Source organism: Mycobacterium sp. (genome assembly GCF_049278535.1).
Classification (GTDB): domain Bacteria; phylum Actinomycetota; class Actinomycetes; order Mycobacteriales; family Mycobacteriaceae; genus Mycobacterium.
Window position 1 is genome coordinate 1 of record NZ_JBAPMI010000114.1, and the last position, 6,268, is coordinate 6,268.

Genomic DNA, 6,268 nt, shown 5'->3' on the forward strand with positions numbered 1-6,268 from the left:
AGGTTGACACCTGCGAATACATGCACCGGCGGCAGACGATTTTCCTGCATCGCCACCGGCATCACCGCGCCGTCGATGTAGGACCGGTGCGAGAACAGCAACACCGCGGGATGAGCTTCCAGCGCCGTCCGCAGCGCCGCTACCTGGTACTCGTCATAGTCGATTTCCCGGTCGAATCCCCGGCTGAACAATCTGCCCAGGACGGAGACGAGGTCGACGGAAACCCGGCTCCAACCGGTGGCGAGCTCGTCGAGCATCTTTCCGGCCTGCTCGAGGCTGGCACCCGGGATCTTCTCCAGGCCGGCGCGAAATCGCGCGGACGCCAGAATCTCCGGCCGGACCAGCCGCGGTGACTTGTATTGCGGTCCGAGGATTCGGTATTCCGCGCGCTCCATCGCCAGCAGCGCCCGGCGGGTGACGAAATGCGCGAATTCCCGGGGATTGTCGCCGACGGTGATGTCGCGCCACTGCTGACGAAGTTCGGACACCTTGGCCGATTCGCCGGCCACCACTTGGGCTCGCGAACGATCGGTCCGCAGGATGTGTCGCTGCTGACGCTCACTGGGCTGGTATGGATTTCGACCCGGGATCAACGCCGCTACCCGGTTCAATGTCGACGCGTCGGCCCGCGGCATCCAAAAGACGCGCACCGGCACGATGGACCGGTCCTCGTCCAACTCGAGCTGCTCGACGAGTTGCGCCAACGCGCCGGGCGACGGATCCGGCCCGGGTAGCGCAAGCACCTCGAGCTTCGTCTCCGGATGGAGGGCGCGTTGCTGATCAAGCCAGGTTGCCAGCAACTCCGATTCCACCGGCGAGGACGCTGACGCCAACACCAGGGTGTCGTCAGTTGTGCTGAACGAATCCGTACTGGCGCGCCGCTTTGTCACGATCGTCCCTTGGGCCGCGGCGTACTCGGTTGCGCCTTGGTCGCTTTGCGCGGTGTTGCCTTGGGCTGGGCGGCTTCAGCCGCTTTCTTGGCCGCTGCCTTCGCGGGCGTGGCCTTCTTTGCCGCTGCCTTCGCGGGCGTAGCCTTCTTTGCCGCGGCTTTGGCAGGCGCGGCCTTGGTGGTTCTGCGCGGCGCTGCTTTCTTTCGGTACACGTCATGGTCGGGCAGCTCGTCGACCGGCCAGTCGGCCAGCGTGTCCACATACAGCTGACGCACTTGCGCGATCCGGTCTGCCAACGTACCCACGGTCCAGTCCGCGACCGAAATCGGCGGGTACACAGCGACATCCACCGTGCCAGGGTTCATCGTGGTCGAGTTGCGCGCGGCGATGATCTCCGCGTTGCGGATCACGATCGGCACGATCGGTATCCCCACCGCCATCGCCATCCGGAACGGCCCCTTTTTGAACGGCCCAACACTGGTGGTGTCTAGCCTGGTGCCCTCAGGCGCGATCATGATCGACAGGCCCTGTCGCGCGCGCTCCTCGACCTGGTGCAGCGTCTCCACCGCTGCGGCCGGGTTATCCCGGTCGATGAACACGGAGTCGAGCACCTTGCCAAGCGTGCCCATGATCGGGTCACCCTCGAGCTCTTTCTTCCCGACGGCAACCCAGTTGTCGCGGATCAGTGCGCCGACGATGACGGGGTCGGCCTGGTTGCGGTGGTTGAAGATGAACACCGCCGGTCGCTCGGCAGTCAGGTTCTCCTTGCCGAGGATGTTGAGTTGCACACCGCTGGCGGTCAGCAACAGCTGCGACCAGGTCGCCGTGAAGAAGTTGACCCCGCGGCGCCGGCTCCCGGTCAGCAGGCCGATTCCCAGCGCGCCGGCGGCGACGGGAACGACCGAACCGACTCCGGCGAGCGTGCGCAGTTGCGCGGTGATGCCTCCGCCGCTGCGACTGGTGAACCGCAGAATGGGCCAGCCGCGCCGCTTGGCGACGGCGGCCATCTTGCCTTCCGGGTTGGTCGGCCGCGGATTGCCGACCAGATACATCAGCGCTACATCTTCGTCGCCGTCGGCGTAAAAGTAGCTGTCCTTGAGGTCAATCCCGTTCTCGCCGGCGAACTTCTGCACCGCCGCGGCCTTGCCCGGTCCCCACAGAATCGGCTTGACCACACCTCCGGTCAGGATCCCGTCGTCGTTGGTCTCGAACTTGTTGGTGAGCGTGTTGAGGATGCCGAGGAACTTGGCTACCGGGGCGACCTGGATGGTCAGCGCCGACGAACTGAGCACCACGGTGTGCCCGCGAGCCAGGTGGGCGCGCACCAATTCGCGCATCTCCGGGTAGATCCGCGACTCGATTCGCTGGGCGAACAGCCGCTCGCCGATCTCGTCCAGATCGCTCAATATCCGCCCACGGAGCGCCCCCGAGGCCTTGCCGATCAGCTCTTCGAATTCGATACGCCCGAGTTGATGATTCAGCCCGGCCGTGACCATGCTGATCAGTTCGCCGACGCCCATGTCGCGGCGCCGCAACCGCTCCTGGGTGAGGATGACGGCCGTAAATCCGGCCACCAGGGTCCCGTCCAAGTCGAAGAATGCGCCGATCTCGGGCCCGGGCGGACTGGCCATGATTTCGGCTACCGAGCCCGGCAGCCGAAGGTCACGTGCCGGTTTCTTCGACTCGCGATCCTCGCCCGTCATGAACCCACCGCCGATCGATTGGACGTCCCGTGCGTTTCGGCATCGAACGTGGCAGGCATCGCCTGCGGCGCGGGATCGCCTGCCAGCGCGAGGATTTCGTTGAAACCCTCCATCAGGCAGCGGGCAAACAACGCCTCATCCCGGATGGCGGCCCGGTCGTAGCGCGTGGTGATGGTGCAGTAGCCGCCTCGGGAGATCAGCACGACCATCATCGCCACACCGGGCAACGGGCCAATGCCATACTGCCGCAGGATCTTTGCGCCGGCCAAAAACGTGTCGCCGGGATAGACCGGCACATTGCTGGCCTGCACGTCGGAGCCGACGACCGAGGCCGTCATCGACTCCAGCAGCGGTCCTGGCAGCACGCTCAGCACCGGCGCGATCGAGCTGATGATGTCCATCGCGGGCTCGTCGCGGCGCTGGGTCATCTGCAAACGGATCTTCTGCATGCGGGCGATCGGATCCGCGGTGCCGATCGGGGCGGCCAGGTTCACGCCGGTGAATCGGTTGCCGCCGGCCGCGTCGGACTCGGCCCGCAGGCTGACCGGCACCGCCAACGGCAACGTGGCGATCGGCACGCCGAGCGCGGTGTGGTAGCGCCCCAGTGCACCGGACAAACCGGCTAGATAGGCGTCATTGATCGAGCCGCCGCCGGCTTTCGCGGCCCGGTGCAGGTCGGACAGCGGGATGTCGATGGCCTCGCTGCGGGTGGCCAAGCTGCGCCGACAAAGCAGTGGAGAGGGCTCCGCGGCCCGGCTGACCACCCGTGCGCCCGACCGGGCGTAGTTCAGCACACCCGACACCGCCTTGCCGGGGTTGGCTACCGCGCGCCCGACCACCGACGCCGCCCCCCACAGCACACCGCCGGCCCCGTAGATCACGTTCGCTGCCAAGTGGTTGAGCCCTTCGCGCATCAAATCGTTGGCTGTCAGATCCTGCGGTATGGGTTGGGTCGGCGTCGGCTGAGGCGCCGGATCGCGCTCGAGGTCGTAGATGTGAGCGAACATCTCCACGCTGCCGACACCGTCGGTGACAGCGTGCGACAAGTGCAGCAGCGTGGCGGCCTTACCGTCGGGCAGACCCTCGATCAGAGTGGCCGTCCACAGCGGTCGGGCGATGTCCAGCGGCGATTGCAGCATCAACTCGGCAAGGTCGAATACCTGTCGCAGCGTGCCGGGTTCGGAGACGCGCATTCTGCGCACGTGATAGTCCAAGTTGAAGTCGGGATCGACCACCCAGCGCGGCGCGGCCGTCGGCAGCGACGGCACAACCACCTTCTGTCGCAGCCGCAACGCCCGTCGGGACGCGTTCTCGAAACGGGTCCGGAAGCGGTCCCAATCCGGCGTGGTGTCCAGGATCTCCAGGGCCATAATTCCCGAGCGGGTGCGCGGATTGGCCTCGCCGCGATGCAAGAGGTAGTCGACCGGGCCCAGTGCCGTGGGCAATCCGGCCGCATCAACCTGCTCAGCCACCGCAGCTCCCCCGGGTGGTCGCCACGCCCGCCGATCGACGCGCCAACGCCGCTTTCGCCACTCAAGCCTCCCGTTTCGAACGCATTCAACTATCACGCCCCAGCGACGTCACCGCACGGTTTGCCAGGTTGACGTGCGCAACTCCAACGTAGTCCGGTGACCGCGGTGGCGGTAGCCGAATGTTCGGATCAGAATGCCGGGGCAAACCCAATTGTGTTTGTCGGCGAAATACCATGGCGGGCGGCCAAATTAGAAATGAAAGTTCGGTTATGCACCGATCAATTCAGCTGGCCGGCGTGGCACGCCTGCGCAAAACTGTCGACCGCGAACGCAAATAGCGTCCGTAGACGACACCGAGAAAGTCGGCAACGGCGTCAGCAGCAAATCTGGATCGCACGGTAGAGAACAGGTCAAAAGCGTGGTGCGCGTTGGGAAGCTCTGCGTAACACACAGTCGGGGCTCCGGCGTCGCGGAGCGCGCCGCAAAAGGCCTGTGCCTGCACGCTCGGGATCACCGAATCGTTCTCACCATGCAGCACAAAGAACGGTGGCGCCCCGCGATGCACGTGCGTAACGGGAGACGCCAATTCGAACAGCTCAGGCTGGTCGGCGTAGCGCGCTTTCATGACGAAAAGCTCCAGGAACGGCAGCATCATTTCGTTCATTTTTTCGATGTCGGTCAGGTCGTAAACACCGTAAAAGGGCGCCGCGGCCTGCACAGTGGTGTCGACCTTTTCGAATCCGGGTTGTAGTCGCCTGTCGTTAGCGGTGAGTGCGACCAGCGAGGCCAAGTGTCCGCCCGCCGAGCCGCCCGTGACGGCGATGAAGTCGGGATCGCCGCCGTAGTCGGCAATGTTTTCGCGGACCCAGGCCAGCGCGCGCTTGACGTCGATGATGTGGGCCGGCCAGGACTTGCGCGGGCTTTTGCTGTAGTCGATGGACACGCACATCCAGCCTTGCTCAACCAGCCGACCCATCAGCGGATATGCCTGCGGCCGTCGACCGTTGACCGTCCATGCGCCACCCGGGATCTGCAGCACCACCGGCGTGCGATCTCCTGCCTTGACGTCGGGGTGGCGCCAGATGTCCAGCATGTTGTCGCGGGGGTCGGGACCGTACACGATGTCCGACGTCTGCGCGGCGTAGCGCCGACGATGGCCGGCCGCATTCAGGAGGCCGACGCGGCCCGAACATGCGGCCCGCTCGACCGGATGGGCGGCCTTGTCCTGGTAATCCGGGCCGAACGTCTCCGCCAGCGCGGCGGTCAGGATCCGGTCGGCCCGCTGAGCGGCCCAGCCCGTCGCCACGCGGCCAACCGACAACGGTGTCACGCCAGAAAGCGCATGCCCGGTGACCACGTGGGGCGGGAATTCAGACGACAACCATTCAGCCAGAAAGCGGGCTACCCACGGCGAGCCACGAAGCAGCAGCGAGCCGGTGCGGTACGCGCCGACCGGCATCGCGGCGAGCTGCGACCCTTGTCGGAGCAATTCGGCGCGCGCCTGCGAGTATCGCGCTCTGACATCTATGGCCTCGGTCATGCCTTGCCACTCCTCGTCATTGAGCACACCCCGCCTGCGGACATCCTGGCCGTCGGTAGCGTACGTGTGTGGCGGGCCTCACACTAGCCGAATCACTATTCCTGCCAACGACATTTCGTTCGGCGTTGCGCACTATGAGTGCTGGTGCCCGCGGTTGGCTAGACTGACCTGGGCTTAGAGTCTTCGGCCCCCGTAGCTCAGCTGGATAGAGCACATGACTTCTAATCTTGTGGTCGCAGGTTCGAATCCTGCCGGGGGCACGCAGTGCCAGGCACCATGTGACAAGTGAGGTGCATGTGGCACATGTCCTCGGATGGTGCAATTAGCACCGTCACCAGCGAGTCTGCGGAGGTTCCCGATGCCACAGTCCGATCTTGTGCTGTACTCCGTCGAAAATCATGTCGCGGTGCTGACCGTCAACGACCCAGACCGACGCAACGCAGTCACCGGCGAGATGTCCAGGCAGTTGCGCGCCGCAGTTGACCGAGCCGAGAGCGACTCCGATGTGCATGCCGTTGTGGTCACCGGCGCCGGTCAAGCGTTCTGCGCCGGCGCCGATCTCAGCGCGTTGGGCAGCGCGGCCGAGGAGGGACTGCTGCGCCTCTACGACGGTTTCATGGCCGTCGGCAAGTGCACGCTGCCGACGATCGCCGCGGTCAACGG

4 protein-coding genes, 1 tRNA gene and 1 pseudogene are annotated in these 6,268 nt (G+C 65.4%); 2 read left to right on the forward strand and 4 right to left on the reverse strand.

The window, feature by feature from the left end; genetic code table 11:
• The 4 genes and pseudogenes from WAO18_RS07290 to WAO18_RS07305 form a co-directional block, all read right to left on the reverse strand.
• Positions 1 to 890: pseudogene (locus WAO18_RS07290) on the reverse strand (glycerol-3-phosphate acyltransferase); the annotation flags it as partial.
• Positions 887 to 2,593: an HAD-IB family hydrolase gene (locus WAO18_RS07295; RefSeq protein ID WP_422205097.1), complete on the reverse strand. Its 1,707-nt coding sequence runs from the start codon at positions 2,591 to 2,593 to the stop codon at positions 887 to 889. The gene WAO18_RS07295 and the pseudogene WAO18_RS07290, both read right to left, overlap by 4 nt.
• Complete coding sequence (locus WAO18_RS07300) at positions 2,590 to 4,065, reverse strand: wax ester/triacylglycerol synthase family O-acyltransferase (RefSeq protein ID WP_422205099.1); 1,476 nt, start codon at positions 4,063 to 4,065, stop codon at positions 2,590 to 2,592. Before WAO18_RS07300 ends, WAO18_RS07295 begins: the two co-directional genes overlap by 4 nt.
• A gap of 283 nt (positions 4,066 to 4,348) precedes the next feature.
• Positions 4,349 to 5,605: an alpha/beta hydrolase fold domain-containing protein gene (locus WAO18_RS07305; RefSeq protein WP_422205101.1), complete on the reverse strand. Its 1,257-nt coding sequence runs from the start codon at positions 5,603 to 5,605 to the stop codon at positions 4,349 to 4,351.
• 186 nt (positions 5,606 to 5,791) lie between these two features.
• Between WAO18_RS07305 and WAO18_RS07310 the strand changes: the two genes are divergently transcribed.
• Positions 5,792 to 5,865 (forward strand) — tRNA-Arg (locus WAO18_RS07310).
• Positions 5,866 to 5,963: 98 nt separating this feature from the next.
• The coding region (locus WAO18_RS07315; protein WP_422205103.1) for an enoyl-CoA hydratase-related protein at positions 5,964 to 6,268 on the forward strand (305 nt) is incomplete at its 3' end.